This window comes from Tenacibaculum profundi, assembly GCF_057162725.1.
This window is the reverse complement of sequence record NZ_CM169894.1, coordinates 1,514,890-1,539,397: the sequence shown is the minus strand read 5'-3', so window position 1 is coordinate 1,539,397 and position 24,508 is coordinate 1,514,890. Positions and strand designations below refer to the sequence as shown.

Here is a 24,508-nt window from a genome sequence, read left to right as displayed (position 1 = left end):
GATATAGTGTTATTTATTTTGTGTAATAACAGTTGAAAATTAGATGTTTTTGTTGTTGTAAATCAAACATATAAGAACAGAAAAAATAGTATGACCTTAATTATTTATAAAATTTTATTATGAAACTTTTATCCCCCTCATTGCTCTTTTTAATACCGCTACTTTATATTTATTCTTTTCAAACTCCTGATAAAAAGGGATATGAAATAGGAGGGGTAGTATCTGATTTTTCATTAATGAATGTTAATGGAAAAAAAGTATCCATGTCAGATTATAAGGATGCCGAAGGCTTTATACTCGTATTCACATGTAATACGTGTCCTTGTTCTCAAGCTAATGAGAATAGACTTAATAAGTTAAATGAAAAGTTTAGTGGTTCTGGTTATTATGTTATAGCTATCAATTCTAATGATCCAGAAGTTTCACCAAAAGATAGTTTTGAAAAAATGAAATTAAGAGCCGAAAAAGAATCGTTTAATTATCCATATTTAGATGATGGTAAACAAAAAATTTGTGCAAAATACGGTGCTTTGAAAACACCTGAGGTTTTTATCTTGAAAAAGGAAAATAATAAATTAATACTAAGATATAGGGGCGGTATTGATGATAATGTTCTATACGAAGAAAAAGTAAAAGAACATTTTGTAGAAGATGCTGTGATAGCTCTTATAAAAGGAGAAAAATTAAAAAAAACAACTACAAAAGCCCATGGATGTAGAATTGCGTGTAAGGTACTTTATTGAATGACCATAATATGCTTTAGGCTATATGAAAACTTAGTTGTTTTTTTGTAGTAGTAGTTTTACTATAGGTTACACTTCGTAAAAGAATATTAATTTTATTAACTTATTTTTTTATTCGTATTTAAGTTTCATTAACCTTTAAACGAGCTTTGGCAGTTACGGAGATATCTGAATATTCTTTATTTAGAAATTTTAAATGTCCACTTATAGCAATCATAGCAGCATTATCTGTTGTGTATTCGAATTTAGGAATATATGTGGACCAGCCCAATTGTTTTTCGGCTAATTTTAGACGTTTTCTTATCTCAGAATTTGCTGACACACCTCCTGCTATGGCAATGTGTTTAATTTGTGTTTTTTGAACAGCATTTTTTATCTTTTCCATTAATATTTCTATAATTGTGTGCTGGATGGAAGCACAAATATCAAAAAGATTTTCTTTTATAAAATTAGGGTTGTCTCTTAAGTTTTTTTGAAGAAAGTATAAAATTCCTGTCTTTAAACCACTAAAACTAAATTCTAAATCTTCAACTTTAGGTTTACTAAATTTATAGGCTTTTGGGTTTCCTTTTTGCGCATACTTATCTATTAAAGGTCCACCAGGGTAGGGTAAGCCAAGAATTTTTGCAGATTTGTCAAAAGCTTCTCCAACTGCATCATCAATTGTTTCTCCTAGTATTTCCATATTAAAATGATCAGAGACCTTAACAATTTGAGTATGCCCACCACTAATAGTTAGACAAATAAAAGGGAAAGGAGGTGTTCTTCCATTTTCTTCCTTGATAAAATGAGCCAAGATATGCGCTTGCATATGATTAATACCTAACAAAGGAATACCTAAACCAATTGATAATGATTTAGCAAAAGATGTGCCTACCAATAATGATCCCATCAACCCAGGTCCTTTTGTAAAGGCTATAGCGTTTAAATCTTCTTTTGTTATATTGGCTTGTTCGATAGCTTGTTGTACTACTGGAACAATATTTTGCTGATGAGCCCTCGAAGCTAATTCGGGAACGACACCACCATATTTTGCATGAACCTCTTGATTGGCAATAACATTACTTAGGACTTCTCCATTACAAGTAATAGCTGCACTAGTATCATCACATGAGCTTTCAATCCCAAGTATGTAAATTTTATTATTACTCAAAATCTTAAATATTTCTAGCAAAAATATTCATAATGTGTTAGAAATTCGTTAAAAACTCATTTTCTTTGTAGCTAGGCAGGTTTTTTGGAAGTAGGTAGTTACTTTTGTTAATTCACAATGAATAAAAAATATAGTATTAGAAGGTTTATAGTTAGGGTTTTAAAGGTTGTAAAATATCTAACAATTTTCTTGTTGTTATTGGTGCTTTTGCTCTCAATACCATTCATTCAAACCAGAATGGGGAGGTATGCTACGAATTATATCAATAAGAACTTTGGCACCAATATAGTTGTCAAAAAAATTGATTTATCCTTGCTATCTAACATTCAATTCAAAGGAATTGAAATAAGAGATCATCATAAAGACACTTTGATTTTTGTCGATAATTTTAAAACTTCGCTATTAAATGTAAAAAATGTTCTTGATAATAAGGTTGATCTTGAAAAAGCATCGTTGTCGGATGTTCAATTCTACTTAAAAACATATAAAGGTGAAAAAAATGATAACCTTTCAATTTTCATTAATAGCTTCAATACGAAATCTCAGAAAGATAGTCTATCAAGTCCCTTTGTCATGAAATGTAAGGGGGTTGTTTTAAGTAATTTAGCGTTTAGATTTTTAGACCAAAATCAAAAAAAAGCGCTACAGTTTGCGACTATTAATACTTCCGCCGATTTTAACGACTTTTTAATAAAAGGTTCAGATGTTTCAATGAAAATTCGAAACATGAAATTTATTGATAATAGAGGACTCGATATACAAAAGCTTAATACCGATTTTTTGTATACTAAAACGCACATGCAATTTTACAAGACTGTTATAGAGACCAATAATCATACTAGAATAAATACAGATATTAAATTATCATACAAAAGAGAAGAATTAGTTGATTTTAATGATAAAGTAAAAATAAAAGCAAAGTTTCATAAAAGTGATTTGTCAGTTGTAGACTTGAATAAGTTATATGAAGAGCTTCAGGGTAATGATATGATTAAATTCTCTGGAAAGGTTAATGGTGTTCTTAATAATTTTAGCACAAATAATGTAAGAATGAGATCTAAAAAAGGTCTGAGAATTGATGGGGATTTTGGCTTTGTAAATGCATTAAATATTGAACGAGGATTTATTTTTGATGGAGAAATTAAAAATATTACCTCTAATTATTATCAGTTAAAAAGAGTTTTACCAAATTTACTTGGAAGAACATTACCTACTGAATTTCAAAGACTAGGTAACTTTACCATGGCTGGTTTGGTCAAGGTTACACCAGACCAAATGGATGCAACACTTACAGTTAATTCAGATATAGGTACAACAGTTTCAGATTTACAATTAACGAATATAGATAATATAGACAATGCAAATTATGAAGGAGAAGTAGTTTTAGATGATTTTGATATCGGTGTTTTTGCAAATGATCCGTTATTAGGAAAAATATCTTTAAGTGCAGATGTGAAAGGAAGCGGCTTTAATATAGATAATATAAACACTTCAATTTTAGGAACAATAAGTAGTTTGGAATTTAATCATTACGATTTTAATGATTTAAATGTTAATGGACTTTTTAAAAAAAGGAAATTTGAAGGGGAACTCGATTCAAGAGATGATAATTTTATAATGAGCTTTAAAGGCTTAGCAGATTTTTCATCCGAAATTAATAAGTTTGATTTTGAGGCTAATATGACTAAAGTAGATTTAAATAAAATTAATCTATTTACAAAGGATTCAGTATCCGAAATAAAAGGAAAATTAGTTCTTGATATTTCTGGAAATACTTTAGATGATATAGTAGGTAAGGCTACTTTCGAAAATTTTAAATATCAAAACCAAAGAGATAATTATGATTTTCAAAAATTTATTGTTAATTCTTCAATTAAGGATAGTATTAAAAGTATTGAAGTTAATTCTAAAGATATTGTAGAAGGAAGCTTGGAAGGAAAGTTTTTATTTAAAGATTTATTACCAATAACTCAAAACGCTCTTGGAAGTATCTATACCAATTATGAACCGCATAAGGTATTGGGTGATCAATTTTTGAAATTTGATTTTAAGTTGCATAATAAAATTATTGATGTTTTTTTTCCAGAAATATTTATTGAAGAAAATACCCACATAAAAGGTCGGGTTAATTCTAGTAATAACTCAATTAAAATGAGTTTTTTATCCCCTAAAATAAAAGCAAACGAGAACGAAATTGAAAAAATAGTTTTAAAGCTAGATAATAAAAATCCGATATTTAATACACACCTAACAGCAGATAAAATAAGTTTGGGTAACTATGAAATTGAAAAATTAAATTTATTAAATAGAACAGAGAGAGATACATTATTTTTTAAATCTGAATTTAAAGCGGGTAAAAGTAAAAGAGAAAACCTCGAACTCAATTTATATTATACAATTAATAAAGATAAAAAGGGGGTTTTAGGAATTCAAAAATCTAAGTTAAGTTATCAAGGCTTTGATTGGGTTGTAAATCCTAATGAGAATAAAGAAAATAAAGTAACTTTTAATGTTCAGAATAAAAAATTTATAATAAGCCCTTTTCTTTTGGTGTCAGGAGATCAAAAAATAGAATTTCAAGGAAGTGTGCTTGGTGCATTTGATAAAGATTTTAAAGTACGTTTTCAAAATGTAAAATTAGAGAGTATGTTGCCTTCAATAGATAGCTTAAAGTTAAATGGAAATATTAATGGAAGGCTAACCTATAAACAGTCTAAGGAAAAAATAAACCCAAAGGCAAATGTTACGGTAAATGATTTTAAAATAAATGGTTTTAAGCAAGGAGATCTTACTTTACAAATTACTGGAGATAATTCTTACGATAAATTCGATTTGAATATGTCACTCAGTAACGAGAAAGCTGAAAGCATATTTGCTGAAGGAAGTCTTGATTTTTCTCCAAAGCGTCCTGAAATAGATCTTCAAGTTTTACTAAAAGAATATGAACTGAATGCTTTTAGTCCATTAGGTAAAGAGGTATTATCACATTTAAGAGGAAAAGTTTCAGGAGAATTTAATGCAAGAGGTATCATTAGTAACCCTGATTTTAATGGTGTTTTAAGATTAGATGAAGCAGGTTTAAAATTTCCTTATCTGAATGTAGATTTTGATTTAAAAGGAAATACAGAAATAGCTCTTGAGGGACAGCAATTTAAGTTAAATGGTGTTGTTTTAGAAGATACTAAGTATAAAACAAAAGGAGACCTTAAAGGTTATATTGCACATCAAAATTTTGAAATGTGGTTTTTAGATTTAGATATTACTACAGAAAATTTATTGATTTTAGATACAAAAGAAAGTGAAGAGATATCTTACTATGGGACTGGCTTTTTGAAAGGAGATGCTGAAATTACAGGATTAACAAGTAATTTAGACATTGAAGTTACAGGAAAAACACAACCAGGAACTATTTTCGTAATACCATTAAGTGATATAAAAACCGTAGACAATTATAAATTAATACATTTTGAAAAAAGAGTAAACGAGAAGGAAGAAAAAGAAAGATTAATAGAAGATATTAAAGGATTAGATCTAAGAATCAAATTAGATGTAACTAAAGATGCAGTAGCTCAGGTTGTTATAGATAAGGTGTCAGGAAGTGAATTAAAAGGAAGTGGTCAAGGTAATTTATCTATTGATATAAATACTCGTGGTAAATTTAATATGGTCGGAGATTTTAAAGTGGATAATGGATTGTATAATTTTAGATATGCAGGAATAACGAAACCATTTGTTGTGCAAAAAGGAGGTACAATCTCTTGGAGCGGTAATCCTTTTGATGCAGAGCTTGATATTACGGCTGTTTATAGTACTAAAGCAAATCCGGCACAAATACTCGATAATATTAGTTCTAGTCGAAAGATTCCTATTGATCTATATACAAAAATTACTGGCGGATTATTTAGCTCTAAGCAAGAGTTTGATATAAAAATACCATCTGCGAATTCTACAACTAGTTCTGAACTGGAGTTTATATTGAATGAAAATGATTTAAATACAAAAATGCAGCATTTTTCATTTTTATTAGCTTTTGGAACTTTTTACAATGAAGAAAACATAGCCAATAGCGCAACAACAGGTTTAACAGGAACAGCTTCAGAAATTGCTTCGGGTATACTTTCAAATATGTTAAATGGTGAAGATGATAAAGTTCGTTTAGGAGTTGGGTATGTTCAAGGGGATAGAGGTAATATTGAAAATCAAAATACGAGTAATGATCAACTTGATGTTTCTATAAGTACACAATTAAGTGATCGGGTTCTGATAAATGGAAAAGTAGGTTTGCCAGTTGGAGCTAATAATCAAACAAACATCATTGGTGAAGTAGAAGTAGAAGGTTTAATAAATGATGAAGGTAATTTAAGATGGACTATTTTTAATAGGCCTAATGATTTACAATATTCCATTTATGAGGAAGGATACACTCAGGGAGCAGGGATATCATATCAAGTGAATTTTAATAATTTAAATGAATTGAGTCAAAAATTAGGATTAAAAAAGAAAATTAAAAGAAAAAAAGACACAATAATAAAAAAACAAGAGAATCAAATACATTTTAAATCAAAAAAAACTAACTAAACTTATGAAAAGATCGTTAAAAGACTATATAATAATTGGTATAAAGGGAGTAGCTATGGGAGCAGCAGATGTTGTGCCTGGGGTTTCTGGTGGGACAATTGCCTTTATTTCTGGAATTTATGAAGAGTTGTTGATGTCAATTAGTAATATAAATTTAAATCTTCTTCAAACTCTAAGAAGTCAGGGGGTAAAAAAAGCATGGACTTTGCTAAATGGTAATTTTTTAATCTCTCTTTTCTTAGGTGTTTTTTTGAGTGTTATATCTTTAGCAAAATTAATTACATGGTTGTTAAATAATCATTCAATACTATTATGGTCTTTTTTCTTTGGGCTAGTATTAGCAAGTATTATTTATGTTGGAAAACAAGTAAGACAATGGAATATAGTATCAATTTTTCTTTTCATTTTTGGTTCGTGTTTAGCCTATTTTATAACAATGTTAACTCCAATAGTGTCTGAAAATCCTTCTTTAATTTTTATGTTTTTTGCTGGAGCAATTGCTATTTGTGCCATGATTTTACCTGGAATTTCAGGGTCCTTTATCTTGGTTCTTTTAGGTGCTTATAAACCTGTTTTGAATGCAGTAAATGAAAGAGATATCTCTATAATTTCAACTATTTTGGTGGGAGCCCTAGTAGGGATTCTGATTTTTTCAAAATTATTAAAATGGTTATTTGAAAATTATAAAGATTATACTCTTGCTATTTTGACGGGATTTATTTTTGGGTCTTTAAATAAGATTTGGCCCTGGAAAAAAGTTCTAACTTATAGAATAAATTCTCATGGAGAAAAAGTGCCTTTCAATGAATTATCAGTATCTCCTTTTAGTTTCGGAGAAGACCCTCAATTATTTTACGCAATAATTTTAAGTATATTAGGTTTCAGTTTAATAATTTTATTAGAGAAAATAGCAAGAGATAAGAGTTAGAAATACTTAAATTCGTTATTCTAATTTTTAATTGATGTATCAAGAACGAACATTTATAGAAAAAGTAAATCTATTCCTTAAAGGTTTGACCATGGGTGGAGCTAATAAAATACCTGGAGTATCTGGTGGCATGGTTGCTTTTGTATTGGGTTTTTATGAAGAACTCATTTATACGTTTCAAAGATTAAATTTAAAGGCTCTTAAACTTCTTGTTAATGGTCGTTTTAGAAGTTTCTCTAGATATACAAATTTAGAATTTCTTGTTTTAGTTATGACTGGAAGTATGTTTAGTTACTTCAGTATTTCTCTAATTCTTGATTATTTTTTACATAATTTCGAAATTTACGTTTGGGCATGTTTTTTTGGAATGGTAATAGGTTCTATTTATTATATTTCAAAAGATTTTGGAAATTGGAAACCAGTGAATGTTTTGGCTCTTCTTATAGGAATTTCCATTGGTCTTATTATTAGTTTTATGACTCCTGCTAAAGAAAATGATAATTTATGGTTTGTTTTTCTTTGTGGGATTATAGGTGTATCAGGTATGACTTTACCAGGGCTTTCAGGGTCTTTTATTCTTATCTTATTAGGTAATTATGTACTACTGTTAGTTGATAGTGTAAATGTTTTAGGGAATGTCGTTTCAAGTATTTTTTTAGGGAATTATGACTTTATAAATGACACAATAAAAATTAGATATTTGAAAATTATTGGTGTTTTTTCAGCAGGTTCGTTATTTGGTTTAATTTCAATATCTCATATTTTGGGATATGTGTTAAAAAAATGGCGTCAGATAGTTACAGCACTAATTATTGGTTTTATAGCGGGGTCACTTGGTAATTTATGGCCATGGAAAAGGATAATCTATAAAAAAGAAGACATTTTATATTTACTAGATAAAAAAGGAAATAAAATAGTTGAGTATTACGAACGTTATATTCCTAATATTGAAGAAGCTGAAACCTTAGTTTCAATAGGGTTTGTTTTTTTGGGAATTACAATCATCTTAATCATTGATTTTTATGGAAGAAAAAGAAAATAAAAAGCTTTTTGCACTAATAGGTAAGAATATTTCGTATTCTTTTTCAAAGAAATATTTTTCAAAAAAATTTGAAACTTTGAAACTTCATGATCACGATTATGTAAATTTTGATCTGAAAACTTTAACTGAGTTGAAGCAAAAATTGAAAGATAATAAAAGGGAGTTAAAAGGAATGAATGTAACTATTCCTTATAAATTAGAAATATTTGATTTTTTGGATGAGCTAGAAATAGAAGCAAAAGAGATAGGCGCTGTAAATACCATAAAAATTCAAAAAGACGGAAAGTTAATTGGTTATAATACAGATGTTTATGGGTTTAAAAGATCACTCGAGCCATTATTAAAAAGGCATCATAAACATGCACTTATTTTAGGGACAGGAGGCGCTTCGAAAGCGGTAGCTTATGTTTTAGAAAAACTGAATATTTCATTTGTTTTTGTTTCTAGAAGTAAAGTAAATAAAGCAAATAGCCTTACCTATGAAGATTTAAATGGAGATTTGCTTGATAAGTACACGTTAATTATAAATTGTACCCCTTTAGGTACTTATCCAAATACTGAAAATGCACCTAAAATACCTTACACTCAATTAGGAAGAAATCACCTCTTATATGACTTAATCTATAACCCACCATTGACTAGTTTTTTAAATCAAGGAAAATTACAAGGTGCAACAATAAAAAATGGATTAGAAATGCTTGAAAAACAGGCTGAAAAAGCTTGGGAAATATGGAATAAATAATTTATTGAAAATCAAAAGAGTGTGCACATTTGTGCAAGAATGCTTATATTTAATCCCTCATAAAAAGGAACTTAAACATTGTAGATATGTTAGAAAACAAGGAAGAAAAAATTGAAGAGCCAACAAAAAACGAAACAATAACAGATGCTGAAAAAGCTGTAAATGAAGTTGAAAATGAAGTAGCTAATGAGTCTGAGAAGTCTGTTGAAAAATATGAAATTCCAATGCTAGATTACGAAGCAATGGAGTTAGATAAATTAGTTAATGAACTAAAAAAGCTTTTAAAACAACACCCTATTCAACATCTTAAAAACAACGTTGATGCCGTTAAAAATTCATTCAATTCTAAATTTGGAAAGCTTTTAGCAGAAAAGAAAGAGACTTTTCTTGCAGATGGTGGTAATTCTATAGATTTTCAGTTTTCTAGTCCTATTAAAACTGAGTATAATAAACTTCTAGCAGAGTATAAGAAAAAAAGAGATGCTTACTACTTGCAGTTAGAAAAACAGTTAAATGAAAACCTCGAAGCAAGAAATGCTGTAATTGAAAGCCTTAAAGTACTTATAGAACAAGGAGATGTAAAAAATATGTATAATGATTTTCAGGAAATTCAAAAGAAATGGAAAGAAATCGGCCCTGTACCAAAGACAAGGTACAATGATACATGGAAAACATATCATCATCATGTTGAACGTTTTTACGATCTTCTTCATTTAAATAAAGATTTTAGGGAGCTTGATTTTAAACATAATTTAGAAGAAAAATTAAAGTTAATTGAAAAAGCAGAAGCTCTCGATAATATTCAAGATGTAAATACAGCATTTAAAGAATTACAAGAATTACATCGTCTTTGGAAGGAAGAAATAGGCCCTGTGGGTAAGGAGCATAGAGAAGAAGTTTGGAATAGGTTTAGTGAGGCTACTAAAAAAATTCATGATAGACGTCACATACATTATAAAGAGCTTAAGTTAAAGTATCAAGAAATGATCGATGCAAAGCTTAATGTTATTGAAAAAATAAACAACTATGATACTTCGGTAAATAAAACTCATAATGATTGGCAAAAAAGTATTGTTGAAATTGAAGTGCTGCGAAAAAAATATTTTGAAATCGGTAAACTTCCTTACAGTAAAAGTGAGGTAATTTGGCAACAATTTAAAGAAGCAACAAAGCTCTTTAATACAAAGAAAAATCTTTTCTATAAATCTGAGAAGAGTGCTCAAAGTGATAATTTAAAGAAAAAAATGGAGCTTGTAGAACTGGCTGAAAGCTTACAGGATAGTGATGACTGGGACGTTACAACTAATATAATGAAGCGAATTCAAGCAGATTGGAAAAAAATAGGTCATGTACCAAGAAAGTATTCTGATGAAATATGGAAACGTTTTAAGAAGGCATGTAATCATTATTTTGATAAATTACACGAACGAAAGAATGAGTTAAATAAAGAACAGTTAGTTGTTGTCGAGCTTAAAAAGAAATTTATAGAAGAAGTCAAAATATTAGAAGCAGTATCTTTGGAACAGATTCAAGAAGTAATCTCCAAATGGAGAGACTTAGGCGTTCTTCCAAGAAATGCGCGACATTTAAATGAGAAATTTAATAAAGCCATCGATACTCATTTAGGTAGTTTAAATATGGGAAGAGCGGATATTGAATTAATGAAGTTTAAAAATATTATAAATGGATATTTTGCCCAAGAAGACTATAGAAAGTTAGATAATGAACAATTATTCATTAGAAGAAAAATTGATGAAAATGTGCGAGAGATGCAGCAACTTGAAAATAATTTGAGTTTTATTTCTAATGCTACGGAAGATAATCCTTTGGTCATGAGTGTAAGAAAAGGAATAAAAGGATTTAAAGATGAGCTTGATATCTGGCAGCTGAAGCTTGATTATCTAAAAAAAATGAAATATTAAAAAAGGTTGGGATTTAAATCCCAACCTTTTTTAATATTTATAAACAGAGTTTAAATTCAATGTTTTAAAATATTTTATTGAACAGCTTTTAAGGCATTGATATTACCATATCCAAATTGTGGATCTTTCGAAGGATAATAGTGTGATGATTGTTTCATTCTTTCTAATACCTGTTCTCTAGACCAATCAGGATTCTTTGACCAAATTAAAGCTGCAATTCCTGCAGTTGTTGCCGTTGCAATTGAAGCACCTCCTTCGTAATGTGACGCTCCATCATAATAATTTAATACTGGTATTGTGTTTTTGGTGCCATTTGTACGTTGCATTTGAATAGTAAAATCTATTTCTTCACCAGCGTGACATTCATCACAGCTCTCATAGACACCTTCCTTTACTCCAGTGACAGCAACAGTTTCTCTCATTGATGCAGGAAAAACAACTCCAAACCAGGTTGTAAATGGTGTTGAAGTTCCTCCAGCAGCAATGATCATTTTACCTTTACTATAAGCGTATTTAATAGCGTCTTCAACTCTTTGAATGCTAAAAGGGGAGCCAATGGACATTGATATAATTTTTACATCACTTCTATTACCAAGAGCAATTAAAGCTTCTGAAACACCTTTCTTTTCATTGTATTCGTTGATTATAACATCTCTAACGGCCCTGTAAGAGACTAAATTAGCATTATATGCAACACCTACAGGTAAATTATTGTCATTTCTTGGAGCAGTGGCCACTGAGGCCATATGAGTTCCATGACCGCATTTGTCATTTACACCATCATAATAGTTGGATAGCATTGAAGAAGAATCAACAAAAGTTCCAAATTTTTGAAGGCTTCTTCCTTTTGAATGTCCATCATTAAAATTTTGATTCATTAATGTTTGTTCACTGGAAATACCTGTATCTATCAAAGCAATAGTCACACCACTACCTGTACTATAATCCCATGCTTCTGGAATTTTATGCAAATCAAAAGCCCAAGGTACTCTTGCTCCTGGGACAATTGTTCTGTAATCATTAGTACTGATTTTCATTCTTTCAGAACAACATACTTGTTGAGAGGAGCTTTTTGAACTATTTAAATACAAAGACTCCTCATGAGATTCTATAATACGTTTTAAATGGTTTGAGTTTTTTCTTCTGTAATATGCTTTTTCAGAAATGGGGTCAGGGACATTTTTAAAAATATTATAATTATTGTTTCTGTTTATGTAACGTTCATCTTCCATAAAACCATGAGAGTGAGAAGTGTTTCTTGGGTTTGCTAAGTTATTTTCAAAAAAACAATAATCAGCTGGTTCTATGTATCGAACTCTATTGTCATTTAAAAGAGCCTCTACGGTCTCTTCATTTTTTACTTTTACGTCTATTAAATTTAGATTGTCGTTAGAGTAAAAATTATTAATGGCTTTTGAAGATATTTTTTCTTTAGAGCGAATTAAATTTAAAAGACCGTCTTTTATTTTTTTTGAAGAGGGATTTTTAGAGCGACTTTGATTTGAGTGGTAGCCGACAGTTAAAATGTTATTACCATGCCTAAGTGCACTAAATAATGTTTTAATATTTTGATCAGACCAGTTAAAGTTTCCAGTTTCTCTTAAAGATTTTTTGATAATAGAATTTATTTCTTTTTTAGATAATAGTTCTGTATGGTGAAGTACTGATTCCTCAATTGTTTCCTCATGCGAACATGAAAATAGAATAAGAATTATTCCAATATTAAATAAATAATTTTTCATAATTAGAAAATTTATGTTAGTTGGTTTTATGCGAAGATAAAAAAACTCAATTGAAGGTAAACGCCTAAAATCAAGTACTAAATTTGTAAAATTTAGCAGAACATCGTTACTGAGAGTTTTTTACTAAATTAAATTAACCGTATGTTTTTGAAAGTGAGTTGTTAAAGTTGTTGATGCTTAAGTTTTAATATCATTATGATAAAATATTATTTTTTTTCGCAAAAAAGTTAAGATCTATGTATTGATAATGATTGATCTTATTAACAAGCTAATGAAGCTACAAATTGCAACGCTTTTTTATTGTTTATAAGCATTTTCTATTTGTATATAAAAAAGAAAAGCCTTGTTTTTTCAAGGCTTTTGTTGATAACGTAAATTTTATTGGACTGCTTTTAGAACATTAATATTGCCATAACCAAATTCGGGATGTTTTGCTGGATAAAAGTCAGAAGATTTCTTTATCTTCTCTAGTACTTGCTCTCTTGTCCAATTTGGGTTTTTAGACCAAACAAGTGCTGCAATTCCAGCTGTTGTAGCTGTTGCTACCGATGAACCTCCTTCATAGTCTGAATTATCATTATAATAGCTCAATATAGGAATGTTATTACTTGTTCCATTAGTACGCTGCATTTGAATAGTGAAATCAATTTTTGATCCAGTATGACAATCATCACATTTTTCATAAATATTTTCTTTTACTCCAGTCACAGCAACAGTTTCCTCCATAGAAGCCGGAAATATTACTCCATACCAAGTAGTATAAGCTGTAGAAGTACCTCCAGCAGCCAGAATCATTTTTCCTTTTCCATATGCATATCTAATAGCGTCCTTTACACGACCAATACTAAAAGGGTATCCTAAAGACATAGAGATAATTTTTACATCGTTTCGATTTGCTAATGCCGTAAGGGCCTCTGAAATCCCTCTTTTTTCGTGATAATCATCGATAACTACATCTTCAACAGCTCTATATGATATAAGATTAGCATTATAGGCAACCCCCATTGGTAAATTGCTATTGTTTCTCGGGGCAGTAGCAACAGAGGCCATACTTGTTCCATGTCCACATTTGTCATTTACACCATCATAATTGTTTGACCAAGGTAGCCATGAGTCTACAAATGTCCCGTATTTTTGAACAGTTCTTTCACTAGAGTCGCCACTATTGAAAGATTCATTCATCAACTTTTGCTCAGGTGAAAGCCCAGTGTCAATTATGGCGATTGTAATGTTTTTTCCAGTACTATATTCCCAAGCTTCTGGTATTTTATGTTTGTCGAAAGACCATGGAACTTTTGCATTTGGAGTGATTATTCTATAGTCGGCCTCTTTAATGTCTTTTTGTGAGCGATCACAACCTTTTGATGATCGTATTTGATTGTTTTCATTGAAATTGTAGTCGGCAGGTTCTATATATCTGACGCTCGGATCATTCATTAGTGCTAATAAAGTTTCTTCTTTGTTTACCTTTATGTCAATAATATTTATATGATCGTTGGAGTAAACTTTATTTGTAGATTTCGAAAGTTTTTCTTCATTTTTATTTACCAAAGAAATTATATGTTTCTTGATATTTTCAGAAGAAGAACTTCTTGTAAAGTCATTTTTTGCCGAACCGTATCCAATTGTTAAAATATTGTTACCGTGACTCAGTGCGCTTAGAATTACATGTGTGTCTTGCTTCGACCATTGAAAATCACCTGTATTTTCAATTTCTTTTTTAATAATACTATTAATTTCTTTTTTGGATAGTATTTCTTTCTGTTGAATTACTGATTCTTTAATAGATTCTTTTTGAGAGCAAGAAATCAACGAAAAGATAAATGCAACGATAAGTATTCGTTTTTTCATAATGAGAAGGGTTTTATATTATTGGTTTTTAGCAATATATGTAAAAATGATTTATATTAAATGAATAAAACATGTTTTAACATCAAACTGTCTAGTTGTTCAGTTTAAAAAATGAAAAATTTGGGAAGTAGATTACTGTTATTAAAAGCTGATAAAGTAGTGCTGTTTTTTTATCATTTTTGAACTTTTAGAGTAAAGTTATTTGAAATAAAATTTCAAGTAATAATATTTAGATACATGATTTTATTTGAATATTTTGACATTGAAATAAGCTAAAATTATTTCTTATTTTTGCGATAAACCAAAAAATATGCACCTATCAGAAATACCAAACGTAAAAAATAATAATTCAGATAATTTTTTTCTTTTAGCAGGACCCTGTGCAATTGAAGGGGAAGAAATGGCTTTGGAGATAGCAGAAAAAATTATTAAAATTACAGATAAGCTAGAAATACCTTTTGTTTTTAAAGGAAGTTTTAAAAAGGCAAACAGAAGTAGGGTTGATAGCTTTACAGGAATAGGAGATGAAAAAGCTTTGAAAATTTTAAGAAAAGTATCTGAAACATTTAAAGTTCCTACGATTACTGATATTCATGAGGTTTCAGACGCTTCGATTGCTGCAGAGTATGTTGACGTGTTACAAATACCTGCTTTTTTGGTTAGACAGACGGATCTTGTTGTAGCGGCAGCTAAAACTGGAAAAGTTGTAAATCTTAAAAAAGGACAGTTCATGAGTCCAGAATCAATGGAGCATGCGGTGAAAAAAGTACATGACTCAGGAAATCGTAAAGCATGGATTACTGATAGAGGTACAATGTTTGGTTACCAAGATATGATTGTTGATTTCAGAGGAATTCCTACAATGAGGAAGATTGCACCAACAGTACTTGATGTAACACATTCTTTGCAACAACCTAACCAGATAAGTGGTGTAACAGGTGGAAGGCCTGATATGATAGAGACGATTGCAAGAGCGGGAGTTGTAAATAATGTTGATGGTTTGTTTATAGAAACACATTTTGATCCTTCAAAAGCAAAAAGTGATGGTGCAAATATGTTGGATTTAAAGTATCTTGAAAAATTACTTACTAATTTAGTAGCTATTAGAAAGGTAGTTAATTCATTATAGGCACGGTTTTTGAATTTGTTTTATAAATACCCTTCTTTAAAATGATAAAACAATTTTTAATTGCCATTATGTTATGCTTTCTGTCAGCGAAAGGACAGGTAAATAAGGATTATAGAACCATAATGGCAGGTTACCCTAAAAGTCTTTCTGCTAAAAGTTTAGCGGCAAAAATTTTGAAAGATTTTTCAACTGATAGAGAAAGGTCAGAGGCTGCTTTTTATTGGGTTGCGAACAATATTAAATATAATTTGAATGTTTATCATAATTTGAGCCCTAAAATTGGTTTTAGATATAGTGATGAAGAGGATAAAAGAAGAAAAATATTAGCAATCAAGGACAGCATTATAAATCATACTCTACAAACTAAAACAGCTGTTTGTGAAGGATATTCGCAAACTTTATCTGCTATTTATACACATTTAGGATTTGAAAATATAGTCATAAATGGATTCGTAAGAAATTCTATAATAGACATAGGAAATATAAAAAAGGAAGTAAATCATGCCTGGAATATGGTAAAAATAGATGATGAATGGAAAATTGTAGATGCTACATGGGCGGCAGGTTCTGTTATTAATGGACGATGGCAGCAAAATTATAATGCCTATTATTATGATATTCCGAAGAAACATTATTTGAAAACTCATTTTCCAAAAAATAGAAAGTGGAAGTTTGGAAATAAGCTTTCAAAAGAAGAGTTTTATGATCAGCCTATTTATTCAACAGAGTTTTTACAAACGAATCTTGAATTAATTACTCCTTTAAAAGGGGTAATAACCAAAAAAGAAAGTAAAGAGTTAACTTTAAAAATAAAGAATTTAGGTACAGTTCATAAAATTTTATATGTTACAAGTACTAGTAGGTATGCTCAAAAACCAGAGGTTAATTTTAATGAAGGAATTGGCTATGTTAAAATAAAATCTTTGAGAGAAAGTAATCGACTTTTTATAGTTATTAATGGTGAAATTCACATGCAGTTCAAATTACTTATTTAAAAAGTAATTTATTATAATATACTAATTTGACATGTTACATGAATATGTCTTTATGTCTCATTTGGTTATTATTGTTAAATAGTACTAATGTATTGCGTCACTCTTTTAATTTTCTCAAAATATTTTCTAGACCATTTAGTTTCAATTCGTAAACAAGCTCCATCATTTTTCCTAATTTTCCTTTAGGAAAACCCTTATTCTTATACCAAACTAAATAGTATTCGGGTATTTCACTTAAATACGTGTTTTTGTATTTTCCAAAGGGCATTCTCATGTTAGCAGTATCTAACAAGAATTTCCTATTATTGCTTGAATCCATAGAAATTAAAAAAATAGAAATACTTTATTCTTTGCCATCAACATAATCTTGAAGATAACTGTAGCGTTCAGTAAGTTTTCCGTTGGAGGTCATTTGAGCGCGGTCTAAAATACCATTAGTATCGTTGTTATAAAAAGCAGGAATGACATGTTCTAAAAACATGTCACCAAAACCTTCACTAGCATCTTTGGGTAGTTCACAGGGTAGGTTATCAACAGCCATTACAGTAATAGAATTTTCATTTTTGAAGTCTACTTCGTTTTCAGTTATAGGATCATACCCATAGATAGGATCAGCAATGGTTGAAGGGCGAATTGTTGAAGCAACTGGACCATTTACATCACACGAAATATCAGCTACATATTTAATATTAAATTCCTTTTTCTTTGCATCTTCACGGGTAAACAAATAAGGAGCGCCATCTCCATAAAAGTGACCTGCAATAAAGAAATCTGTTTCTTTAGCGTAAGGCATAAAATTACTTATATATGATGAAGGGTCTTTATAAAATGCAAATTTATCACCAACTTTGCCATCTGACCGTTTATTATATTCCATTACATCAATAAGGCAATATACAGGTTCTGTGAATTTGGAAGTTAAATAGAGGGCATCACTTACTTGTTTAACACCTAAATGATCTAAAACCTCCTTAGCACCATAAGCCACTTTACCCGAGCCAGAAAGCGTTATTTTTATATTAGGAAGTGTAATTTTATCCAATTCATTTTTCATTTCATCTAAATCAGCCAGCGTTTCTACCTTAGGTAATTCATACAGATCTTCTTTTAAACCGATAGCTCTAAAACCGTTATAAGCACCTACTAAACCAGCATACCTGCCAAAACCGATGAGTCTAGCACCATTTTCTTTGATGATTGTTTCATGGTCTAGTAAATCGATTTTTTTTTCAAGAATAGCTTGTAATAACTTACGATTATAAGGTTGTTTTTTAATAGTATGGGAAAAGAAAAAATATTTTTTATTAGGAATTAAATAATCAACAGGAACTTCTTTCACACCTAAAAGAACATCGCAATCTGAAAGATCATTAGTAACCTTAAACCCTGCGTCTTCATATTCCTTGTCTGAGAAAACTCTGATATCAGAACTTTCAACAATTATTGACGCGTCTGGGTATTTTTGTTTAAATTCTTGTAGTTTCTGTGGAGAAAAAACGACTCTTCTATCGGGTGGGTTTTTACGTTCTCTTATAATTCCAAATCTCATGTTACTGTATTAAAATTAAACAAATAAGGTATTAATGTTGTTTTTTATAACAAGCTTGGCGAAAATACTTTTTTTAAAAGTATTTTACAAATAGTATTTTTTTATCTTTGCATCCGCTTATTTCTGCTTTCAATGAAAGTTAAAAAGAGATATTCGATTAGGTTTTTGTTTATTTCTAAAAACAAAAGCATCTTTGACATAATTGGGGACGACTGGTTTTGACAGCAAGATCAGTGAAAATGTAAGCATGTCGAGGAGTGAAATGATGACTCGTAAAACTTATTTCAACTTTTTAAACGGCGAAAATAATTACGCTTTAGCTGCTTAATCTGAATTATAGTAAGATTTCAAGCCACGTCCCGCTAGGCGGGAAAGCTAAATGTCCACGAAAAGCCTTGGTTTACGGCGTTTTATTTATGGGCATCGTAAAAGTAAACATAGAAAACGTAGCACTTCGATAGGTTTTTGAAATTTAAGAAGATAAGCCATTAGTAGGTTGTTTTGAATCAGCTTTTGGTCGAAAATTAGTTCAAAACTAAGCATGTAGAAAACCTTTGAGCTGCTTGTTTGGACCCGAGTTCGATTCTCGGCGTCTCCACATCCTAACCCTGTTAGTGTTATTCTTACAGGGTTTATTTTTTTTCTATTCTGATAAAAAATAACTTAATCCCGTTATTTTACAAAAAATAAAACCCCTAGATATATTTGTCCTTTTAGTGTTTTGAAGAGTTAAAATTAAAAATCATACTTACACTAGGTTTTAAGTATTTCTGTAACAAAACATAAAGATATAACTTAATATGGAGTATGTTTTTTTAACTATTTATAAAGATATTTTTACTTTTTTGGATTCTATTTTTGAGCTATAAAACCAACTTATTTAAAGTTACAAAAGAGAAAAAAATGATTAAAAGTACAGATAAGCTTGTATTCATATGTAAGAAAGATTTATTGTGGAATTGGGATGCTTTCAAAATAGTTTCTAAGTATTTTGATAATATTCATTTGTTGACTTGGGATGCTTATAGAGACAACAAGCAGGAAGCAGATGAAGAGTTAGCAAATATGGAGTACGATTACATTATTTCGTTTTGGAGTGAATACATTATTCTTCCAGCACAAATAGAAGCAGCTAAAAAAGGAGCGATAAATGTTCATCCTGCACCTCCTGAGCATCCAGGTTTAGGTATGTTTTCGCACATATTTGCTTTCCCTGAAAATAGAATGTTCCATGGAACTACTGTCCACGAAGTGGATAGTAAATTAGATAGCGGTCAAATATACATAACAAAAGAGTTTCCTTGTTTTGGAATGACGCCTGCTGAGGTATGTAGATGCAGTGTTATGGATTCTTTAGAGCTACTTGAAACTGCTTGTAAGTTATTGTATAAAGGGGAAAAAACCGATGCACTTATAAAGTATTATAATCCTTTAAGAAAATGGAATCCTCATCTGTATACAAGTAAACAAGAGTTGAAATGGTTATCTGAATTACCTGCTCATCATATTGCACACGAAGCAGAAACTTATGCTGTAACTTTAGCAACCAATGAACAATTTTTTGAGCATAATAAAAATAATTTTGACATATACTTCGAGAAAGTAGATCAAAATGAAATAGTCTTTGCTTAATTTAATGGTACATAAAATAAACTTGATTAAAAGTTTATTTTATGTACTGATCTTATTTTCTAAGATCATCTCAATAAGCTTCAAGTTTTTTTTAGATACTTTTATTAATTGTTATCTACAATAATTGTAAGTGGCTGATAACTATTTTTTATTTATTTTTTGCTTACTAAAATTTTAATTCTTTCTTTTTTATTTAAAAAAATCTTATATTTAATTTGTTAGATCGATTAGTTTTTGAAAACTTTAAACATCATAATTTCGGTTATTGTTTCAAGTAATTATATTCTTGCTTTTTTACGTAAGATGAAGCTGTATTTTGTGTCTTTTTAAATCAAAATACACACTAATTACTTTTTGTTTTATTCATGAATGGAGGAACATGTTCTTTAAAAACATAATCAATAAAATCATAAATCGAACAAATGAATAAATTACACTTTTTACTACTACTAATTTTCCCTTTAACTTTATTTTGCCAAATAGAACACAGTACCTATGTGCCTATAGATCCTTTGCCAGTAAGACTAATTGTTGATAAGAATTATGAATATACAAATAAAGATGTCCTTGAGCAGCTTCCAGATGAAACAGCAAAATTTGCTTCAAGAGATTTAAGCAAAAGTATTGATGGTGGGTATATAAGCTTTATTGCAACCTCAAGCAAAGATAACAGGTATGAAGTTATTTTTGATTGGATTAAATATAGTGCAGTGAATGCTTTGGTTATTAAAGAGGGAAAAGCTGAGTTAATAGTTCAGCCAGAAGATTTTTTTAAAACACATTCTCTTCAAGATTTAAACGGAGATGTTTGGCTGCATAAGAATGATTCTCTAATTAATTCAATATCTAAAAAAATACCTTATGATGGAGATATTATTAAGGTTATTATGGGGGTTGGTGTTAGGATGATTGCGAAAATAAAAACAAAAAAGAAAAACGTAAAGATAACAGATGTTTTTGGATTAGGTATCGCGGCTTCAAATAACCAAATAGAAGGAAGTATAGAAATAAATACTCTTGGTATAACTGGAGAGTCTGTAACCTCCTTGATACCACTACCTACAGAGATCAACAAAGGATCTATTCAAAATTTGTTGTCAAATGTAGCAGCAGTTAGAGAAAAAATTTACACTATCGAAAAAAATAAAGAAGATTTTTTGAAGGTAATGATTACTCCAAGGGTTATTGGATACCAGAATCTTTCGTCAACAAAATATACTTTAAATCAAATTTCATCTTATTTGTACAAATCTATTCCATATATGATTATTAACGATAAATCTTTTCATAATTCATTTAAAAAAAATAAAGAAGAGAAAAATAGGGTAGTAAGTGAAGGGCTTAAGATGACAGATTAAAATTTCTACAATAAATATGTAAAATAGTATTGTTTTATTTTTCTACAATAGAAAAACATTTTATGTTTTGTTTTTAATGGAATAATTTTTTTGTTTAGCCGTATTCTATGACTACAGAAAAGAGATAATTATTTGAAAGTAATAAGCTTTTTTAAAAGTTTATCCTAAAATTTATAATAAAGAATTTTGCATTGCAATATCTAATATTAAAATCTTTTTATTTTCTTAATCACTACTAAATACATATAAGTAATTCTTCTAAGAAGGTTATTTGTTTAAAATAATTATAAGTAATTTTACTGAACAAAAAATACGGAAACCCGTATAAAATTTAGCTGTTTTTATACCTAAAACGTTTAGATGGCTTATTTTTTATCTTATAATTTTGTTAAGTAACTGAATTTATGAAAAGAATTAGAGTTCATATTGCAGAAGACCATGATGTTGTCAAAGACGGAATCCTATCACTTTTGAAAAATGTCAATATAGATACTGTAGGTTGTACTAAAAATGGTGTTGACTGTATCGAGTGGTTTCAAACGAATGTAGCAGATGTATTGATACTAGATATTGATATGCCTGAATTGGATGGAGTTGGTGTTTTAAAAAAGCTTAAAGAAAGAAATATAGATGTTAAGACTTTGATTTTATCTTGTCATTCAGAAGATATTTTTATAAAAGAATCTTTTAAACATGGAGCTTTAGGCTATATATTGAAAGATGATTTGAGCTATGATTTGTCTGAAGTTATTAGAATCATAAATAATGGAGAAACATTTTATTCTGAAGGGGTTAATCAAAATCTTTTATTGGAGGCACAAGATGAATTGGCTTTGTTAGATGGATTAACCCCAACTGAAGTAGAAGTGCTCGCTAATTTAGGTTATGAAGGATGTTACGTTAAAAACAAAACGATTAAAACCAGTACTTTAAGGGTTCATTTGTTAAATATTAGAAGAAAACTAAACTTAAAAACGAATGCGGGCCTGGCAAAGTTTGCTTTATTAATACAGAATAATAGATAATAAATACTGAAATTGTTTAATTCGTAATTTTATAGGTTAATTTAATCTATAAAATCATGAAATATTTAAATTTATTAGCATTATTAATCTTTGTTTTTGTATTAACATCTTGTACTGATAATACTGAAGAAAATGTCAAAATCATCGAAGACCAACAGTCGATCACTAAAGACGACTACGACAGAGATGGAGATGGAGGGTATTCCCCAACGAACCAAGATTAAAAATGTATTAATTTATTTTATTGCAATAATATTTTCATTAATATATTTTGTACACGCTTTTTTACCTCACCGCAGCGAGGCGTATTTATCAGCTTTAAATAGTCATAAAAAAGAAATGGCTAAACGCGCTAAAATAAGATCAGAAGTTGTAGAGCTATCAAAAGGGACTCCTCTTTATGAAGAGTACTTAAAACAAAAGAAAATCACAGATAAGGCTTGGAATATTTTCTTAAAAGCTCAAAAAGAAGAGAGAGTTTTTGGGTTTAAAAGTTTTAGAGTCTTTATTGAAATTTTCTGGTATAGCGTAATAGTTCTAATTTTTGCTGTCTATTTCTTAGTTCGATCATTTTATTTTGATTATGAAAATGTTGGTGTTAAGGTTGTTTGCGGAAGTGTGATTTCAATTGCCGTTTTTAAATTATATTGGTTGTTTCAAAAGTTTCAAGATTTAAGTCCTATAGCTTATGTTTTTGTTTCCGTTATAACAGCATTTTTTATTGTGATGGGGATCTATTTATTAACAAAACGAAAAGAACTTTACGTTGATAAAATGAATAGGAATCTCATGATATTGGGAGAGAAAGCACTTGTCAATTCGAGACCAGAGAAGCGCAGTGAAATGCTTGAATTTATTAAGCAATTATTTAAAAAATAAACCCTTCTCTTTATTTTTTTAAGAGGTGTTTTTTATACCTCTAGGGTATGTTTTGCCTAAAAAAACAGACTTTTATAAAACTTATTTATATTTCATTTGATATTATTTTTAAAATAAAAAAGAGCTCTTTTACAGAACTCTTTCTATGACAACTTGGGTTTAGAGGGAATTAATTTTCTAGGGTTTACATTCGTATTTAAAGTAAATTTAAAAAGTTACTTACTGTTGTGTCTTGTTTTTAGGTATTTGACTAATTTTCTTCTTTGAAACCCTATTATCTATCGATGAGTGGTTTTTGAATTTTATAAATAAGACTTTTCAGAAGGAGTTATGATTAATTTTATTTAAAGGATAGTATGATTTTATAATTAGTTGCATTATTTAAAGAAGGTATTATAAAAAAGAGCCCTTATAAATGGACTCTTTTAATATTAAGGGGAAATAAATATTGGAAGGGGGAACAAATTTTATTAATTGTTGTTTTACTCTAACAAAGGTACTTTAATAATCTCTTTTGAATCTTGATTTTAGTCGACTCGTATTAATAAGGCTTTGAAATATAATTATCTGTAGATGAGTGGTTTTTTGTGTTTATATAAACATAAAAAACCTTTAAGTATGCTTAAAGGTTTTCGAATAAAAAAGATTTTTTTATGTTAAAATTGATAACGTATTGATAGTCCAAAATCGGATTCGAAACCATCATAGCTATTGCTAAAACCTAATTCTGGTCTAAAATCTAATGAAATTAACAGAGGAATATCAAAATTATATTCAATACCCAAAACGCCTGCACCAAAAATAAAAGTATCTGAATTATTGGTGACTTTTGTTTTCCAGTTACCTAATCCGCCACCAACACCAGCAAACCAATTGAAACGATTTTCAAGTTGCCATATCCATTGATATAAGCCAGCGACTTTGAAAGCACTGTATGAATCATTACCTCTAATGCCAAGATCGATTTCAAGACGATTATTATGGCTTAGTTTTCTTTGATAAGATAATTCACCTCCAAATCCATTATTTTCTCCAAATCGAATACCTATTGCATTTTTAGACATTTCTTGGGCGTTAATATTGGGTACTAGTAGCATTGTAAAACTAAAGAATAATAGCAGTTTTTTCATGTTTTTAAAGTTTAATAGTTTTATTTATAGGTTTTTAGATGTAAATAATATAAAATAGATATTATTTTATATACAATTCAACGAAGGAACTACAAGTAAATTGCATTCAA

The 24,508-nt window shown here is 29.5% G+C and carries 19 protein-coding genes and 1 other RNA gene; 14 read left to right on the top strand and 6 right to left on the bottom strand.

The window, feature by feature from the left end; all coding sequences use genetic code 11:
* The first annotated feature begins 119 nt into the window (after positions 1-119).
* A complete protein-coding gene (locus AC2GW8_RS06235) occupies positions 120-743 on the top strand; it encodes a thioredoxin family protein (RefSeq protein WP_440881910.1) in 624 nt (207 codons plus the stop codon).
* Between the two features lie 121 nt (positions 744-864).
* Here the strand turns inward: AC2GW8_RS06235 and tsaD are convergent, their stop codons facing one another.
* On the bottom strand, positions 865-1,896 hold the full coding sequence (gene tsaD, locus AC2GW8_RS06230; protein WP_440881909.1) for a tRNA (adenosine(37)-N6)-threonylcarbamoyltransferase complex transferase subunit TsaD: 1,032 nt from the start codon (positions 1,894-1,896) through the stop codon (positions 865-867).
* A gap of 117 nt (positions 1,897-2,013) precedes the next feature.
* On the opposite strand from tsaD, the gene AC2GW8_RS06225 reads away from it, so the two are divergent.
* The 5 genes from AC2GW8_RS06225 to AC2GW8_RS06205 all read left to right on the top strand — a co-directional run bounded on the left by AC2GW8_RS06225 (position 2,014) and on the right by AC2GW8_RS06205 (position 11,108).
* Positions 2,014-6,474: a translocation/assembly module TamB domain-containing protein gene (locus AC2GW8_RS06225; protein WP_440881908.1), complete on the top strand. Its 4,461-nt coding sequence runs from the start codon at positions 2,014-2,016 to the stop codon at positions 6,472-6,474.
* A 4-nt stretch (positions 6,475-6,478) separates the two neighbouring features.
* Positions 6,479-7,402 (top strand): polyprenyl-phosphate transporter, encoded by a 924-nt coding sequence (locus AC2GW8_RS06220; protein ID WP_440881907.1) that lies wholly within the window; start codon positions 6,479-6,481, stop codon positions 7,400-7,402.
* A 34-nt stretch (positions 7,403-7,436) separates the two neighbouring features.
* On the top strand, positions 7,437-8,444 hold the full coding sequence (locus tag AC2GW8_RS06215; RefSeq protein WP_440881906.1) for a DUF368 domain-containing protein: 1,008 nt from the start codon (positions 7,437-7,439) through the stop codon (positions 8,442-8,444).
* Positions 8,425-9,186 carry a shikimate dehydrogenase family protein gene (locus tag AC2GW8_RS06210; RefSeq protein ID WP_440881905.1) on the top strand — a complete coding sequence of 254 codons (762 nt, stop codon included), beginning with the start codon at positions 8,425-8,427 and terminating at the stop codon, positions 9,184-9,186. Before AC2GW8_RS06215 ends, AC2GW8_RS06210 begins: the two co-directional genes overlap by 20 nt.
* Positions 9,187-9,272: 86 nt before the next feature.
* Positions 9,273-11,108 carry a DUF349 domain-containing protein gene (locus AC2GW8_RS06205; RefSeq protein ID WP_440881904.1) on the top strand — a complete coding sequence of 612 codons (1,836 nt, stop codon included), beginning with the start codon at positions 9,273-9,275 and terminating at the stop codon, positions 11,106-11,108.
* Positions 11,109-11,182: 74 nt separating this feature from the next.
* Here AC2GW8_RS06205 and AC2GW8_RS06200 read toward each other — a convergent pair whose 3' ends face one another.
* Together AC2GW8_RS06200 and AC2GW8_RS06195 are read right to left on the bottom strand one after the other, a co-directional pair.
* The gene (locus AC2GW8_RS06200; RefSeq protein WP_440881903.1) at positions 11,183-12,850 is read right to left on the bottom strand and encodes a S8 family peptidase; all 1,668 of its coding nucleotides are present in this window, start codon (positions 12,848-12,850) and stop codon (positions 11,183-11,185) included.
* A gap of 378 nt (positions 12,851-13,228) precedes the next feature.
* Entirely contained in the window at positions 13,229-14,701 is a 1,473-nt protein-coding gene (locus AC2GW8_RS06195) for a S8 family peptidase (protein ID WP_440881902.1), read from the bottom strand.
* A gap of 310 nt (positions 14,702-15,011) precedes the next feature.
* Here AC2GW8_RS06195 and kdsA point away from each other — a divergent pair, with 310 nt between their 5' ends.
* Together kdsA and AC2GW8_RS06185 are read left to right on the top strand one after the other, a co-directional pair.
* Entirely contained in the window at positions 15,012-15,830 is an 819-nt protein-coding gene (gene kdsA, locus AC2GW8_RS06190; protein ID WP_440881901.1) for a 3-deoxy-8-phosphooctulonate synthase, read from the top strand.
* Between the two features lie 41 nt (positions 15,831-15,871).
* Positions 15,872-16,825, top strand: a complete 954-nt coding sequence (locus AC2GW8_RS06185) for a transglutaminase domain-containing protein (protein WP_440881900.1) — start codon at positions 15,872-15,874, stop codon at positions 16,823-16,825.
* A 97-nt stretch (positions 16,826-16,922) separates the two neighbouring features.
* Here AC2GW8_RS06185 and AC2GW8_RS06180 read toward each other — a convergent pair whose 3' ends face one another.
* Positions 16,923-17,144 carry a DUF3820 family protein gene (locus tag AC2GW8_RS06180; protein ID WP_440881899.1) on the bottom strand — a complete coding sequence of 74 codons (222 nt, stop codon included), beginning with the start codon at positions 17,142-17,144 and terminating at the stop codon, positions 16,923-16,925.
* Positions 17,145-17,168: 24 nt separating this feature from the next.
* Positions 17,169-18,374 (bottom strand): NAD(P)-dependent oxidoreductase, encoded by a 1,206-nt coding sequence (locus AC2GW8_RS06175; RefSeq protein ID WP_440881898.1) that lies wholly within the window; start codon positions 18,372-18,374, stop codon positions 17,169-17,171.
* A 204-nt stretch (positions 18,375-18,578) separates the two neighbouring features.
* On the opposite strand from AC2GW8_RS06175, the gene ssrA reads away from it, so the two are divergent.
* From ssrA to AC2GW8_RS06145, 6 genes are all read left to right on the top strand, one after another.
* Positions 18,579-18,975: a transfer-messenger RNA gene (ssrA, locus tag AC2GW8_RS06170) on the top strand.
* A 302-nt stretch (positions 18,976-19,277) separates the two neighbouring features.
* Positions 19,278-20,006, top strand: coding sequence for a formyltransferase family protein (locus tag AC2GW8_RS06165; RefSeq protein ID WP_440881897.1), 729 nt, complete (start codon positions 19,278-19,280; stop codon positions 20,004-20,006).
* A gap of 422 nt (positions 20,007-20,428) precedes the next feature.
* Positions 20,429-21,364: a hypothetical protein gene (locus AC2GW8_RS06160; protein ID WP_440881896.1), complete on the top strand. Its 936-nt coding sequence runs from the start codon at positions 20,429-20,431 to the stop codon at positions 21,362-21,364.
* A gap of 404 nt (positions 21,365-21,768) precedes the next feature.
* Positions 21,769-22,389 carry a response regulator gene (locus tag AC2GW8_RS06155; protein WP_440881895.1) on the top strand — a complete coding sequence of 207 codons (621 nt, stop codon included), beginning with the start codon at positions 21,769-21,771 and terminating at the stop codon, positions 22,387-22,389.
* 56 nt (positions 22,390-22,445) lie between these two features.
* Positions 22,446-22,613, top strand: coding sequence for a hypothetical protein (locus tag AC2GW8_RS06150; protein ID WP_440881894.1), 168 nt, complete (start codon positions 22,446-22,448; stop codon positions 22,611-22,613).
* 115 nt (positions 22,614-22,728) lie between these two features.
* On the top strand, positions 22,729-23,268 hold the full coding sequence (locus AC2GW8_RS06145) for a hypothetical protein (protein WP_440881893.1): 540 nt from the start codon (positions 22,729-22,731) through the stop codon (positions 23,266-23,268).
* A gap of 656 nt (positions 23,269-23,924) precedes the next feature.
* Here the strand turns inward: AC2GW8_RS06145 and AC2GW8_RS06140 are convergent.
* Positions 23,925-24,398: a hypothetical protein gene (locus AC2GW8_RS06140; RefSeq protein ID WP_440881892.1), complete on the bottom strand. Its 474-nt coding sequence runs from the start codon at positions 24,396-24,398 to the stop codon at positions 23,925-23,927.
* Between the last annotated feature and the right edge of the window lie 110 nt (positions 24,399-24,508).

What these genes read in the sequence shown, in the direction of transcription:
- AC2GW8_RS06235 (WP_440881910.1), top strand. Translation starts at nt 120, where the DNA reads ATGAAACTTTTATCCCCCTCATTGCTCTTTTTAATACCGCTACTTTAT.
- AC2GW8_RS06225 (WP_440881908.1), top strand. Translation starts at nt 2,014, where the DNA reads ATGAATAAAAAATATAGTATTAGAAGGTTTATAGTTAGGGTTTTAAAG.
- AC2GW8_RS06220 (WP_440881907.1), top strand. Translation starts at nt 6,479, where the DNA reads ATGAAAAGATCGTTAAAAGACTATATAATAATTGGTATAAAGGGAGTA.
- AC2GW8_RS06215 (WP_440881906.1), top strand. Translation starts at nt 7,437, where the DNA reads ATGTATCAAGAACGAACATTTATAGAAAAAGTAAATCTATTCCTTAAA.
- AC2GW8_RS06210 (WP_440881905.1), top strand. Translation starts at nt 8,425, where the DNA reads ATGGAAGAAAAAGAAAATAAAAAGCTTTTTGCACTAATAGGTAAGAAT.
- AC2GW8_RS06205 (WP_440881904.1), top strand. Translation starts at nt 9,273, where the DNA reads ATGTTAGAAAACAAGGAAGAAAAAATTGAAGAGCCAACAAAAAACGAA.
- AC2GW8_RS06200 (WP_440881903.1), bottom strand. Translation starts at nt 12,850, where the DNA reads ATGAAAAATTATTTATTTAATATTGGAATAATTCTTATTCTATTTTCA.
- AC2GW8_RS06195 (WP_440881902.1), bottom strand. Translation starts at nt 14,701, where the DNA reads ATGAAAAAACGAATACTTATCGTTGCATTTATCTTTTCGTTGATTTCT.
- kdsA (WP_440881901.1), top strand. Translation starts at nt 15,012, where the DNA reads ATGCACCTATCAGAAATACCAAACGTAAAAAATAATAATTCAGATAAT.
- AC2GW8_RS06185 (WP_440881900.1), top strand. Translation starts at nt 15,872, where the DNA reads ATGATAAAACAATTTTTAATTGCCATTATGTTATGCTTTCTGTCAGCG.
- AC2GW8_RS06180 (WP_440881899.1), bottom strand. Translation starts at nt 17,144, where the DNA reads ATGGATTCAAGCAATAATAGGAAATTCTTGTTAGATACTGCTAACATG.
- AC2GW8_RS06175 (WP_440881898.1), bottom strand. Translation starts at nt 18,374, where the DNA reads ATGAGATTTGGAATTATAAGAGAACGTAAAAACCCACCCGATAGAAGA.
- AC2GW8_RS06165 (WP_440881897.1), top strand. Translation starts at nt 19,278, where the DNA reads ATGATTAAAAGTACAGATAAGCTTGTATTCATATGTAAGAAAGATTTA.
- AC2GW8_RS06160 (WP_440881896.1), top strand. Translation starts at nt 20,429, where the DNA reads ATGAATAAATTACACTTTTTACTACTACTAATTTTCCCTTTAACTTTA.
- AC2GW8_RS06155 (WP_440881895.1), top strand. Translation starts at nt 21,769, where the DNA reads ATGAAAAGAATTAGAGTTCATATTGCAGAAGACCATGATGTTGTCAAA.
- AC2GW8_RS06150 (WP_440881894.1), top strand. Translation starts at nt 22,446, where the DNA reads ATGAAATATTTAAATTTATTAGCATTATTAATCTTTGTTTTTGTATTA.
- AC2GW8_RS06145 (WP_440881893.1), top strand. Translation starts at nt 22,729, where the DNA reads ATGGCTAAACGCGCTAAAATAAGATCAGAAGTTGTAGAGCTATCAAAA.
- AC2GW8_RS06140 (WP_440881892.1), bottom strand. Translation starts at nt 24,398, where the DNA reads ATGAAAAAACTGCTATTATTCTTTAGTTTTACAATGCTACTAGTACCC.